Source organism: Novipirellula herctigrandis (assembly GCA_007859835.1).
In the GTDB taxonomy this organism is placed as follows: domain Bacteria; phylum Planctomycetota; class Planctomycetia; order Pirellulales; family Pirellulaceae; genus Novipirellula_A; species Novipirellula_A herctigrandis.
On record SJPJ01000001.1, the window covers coordinates 1,236,483 to 1,237,733 of the forward strand.

Sequence of the window (1,251 nt, forward strand, 5' to 3'; positions counted from 1 at the left end):
CGTCCGCCGTCACCGAGGACGGCCAATGTGGTTTCCATTTGTAAATATCTTATGCCGTCCTTCGCGTGCACGGCATGGTTATCGCCCTTACGTCTACGATCAGTTGACGTCACCAACCGTATGGGGATAGCGGTTTAGTATAGCCACCAAACGGTGCCGCGCGAGCTCGACAGCATGTGGCGGCACAGGCATTGTTTCGGTTGTGTGCTTTGGTCAAAACTCGCGAAATGCGAAGTAGATCATGGCGTGTAAAGCCGCCAGCACGGCGACGCAATGCCATTGGTATTTGTGCCGTTTGGCAAATGCGATTAACGCACCGTATATGATGTACTGAGTAAGAACAGAAGCAAACGCCCACGCCTCGGAAGCAAACAGGTGGAGCGGCACGAAGTACGGAAAAAGTGCGATTTCCCAGAAACCATTTCCCTGGTTAGCGGCGTTCGACGCCACCGCGACAACGACAGCCGGCGGCGTGAAGACCGCGCCCAACGCAACTGGCAACCACCAACGCAGGGACGGTGCTGTGCGATCAGGTGGCGTCGCGTTTGATGTGGTCGACGAGTATGGATTTATATTGTTGATCGGGCGGTGCGTCTTACAAGATGCGATAACGGCAGTGATCAGCGGGGACGGGCGAAAGACTTGCAAGCAGACGAGAAAACGGACCACCCGTCCTCCGTTGCATCACATGGTTATCCCACGGATTTGGGTTAAACGCCGATCGAGTCACCATGATGAATCAGTCGACCGAGCACCGTCAGTTTAGCCTTCGGCCCCTTCGGTGACGGTTGTCCGTTCCCTAGCAGTATCAGTTTAACGAGGTCCCAATTTGAAAGCAACAAACGACGTTGTGGACCAAACGGTTGCCAGCGGATCATCGACGACGCACCGATAGCAGAACAACAATCGCCCGGAGTGTGATAACGTCACCGTTCACCGGGCCGCGGCAAACGACATTGATTTCAGAATCCGCGCGGCCCGCGGCTCCGTGTGCAACGGATGGTTATCCGTGGTGAATATAGGTGGAAGGTGGAATGCCAGTAGACGTTCCAAAGCAAGACCGAGCAAGCCGATGGTAACAGGAGATTGCTCGCGCAAGCCATCAGGACGTTCCGTCGTCGAGCAACGAATGTCGCCCGAGCACGCCGATGGTCGGTGCGAGAAGGCTCGTGCAAGCCATCAGGAGATTGGAAGGTCGAACCAGAAAAGTTGTCCGAGGGAATGGTTCGTCGGGTGTATCGTTCACCGGCA

General features: G+C 55.6%; 1 protein-coding gene. It reads right to left on the reverse strand.

What is annotated here, in order from left to right; translation table 11 throughout:
- Positions 1-213: 213 nt before the first annotated feature.
- Positions 214-489, reverse strand: coding sequence for a hypothetical protein (locus CA13_RS04315; protein ID WP_146394754.1), 276 nt, complete (start codon positions 487-489; stop codon positions 214-216).
- Positions 490-1,251 lie beyond the last annotated feature (762 nt).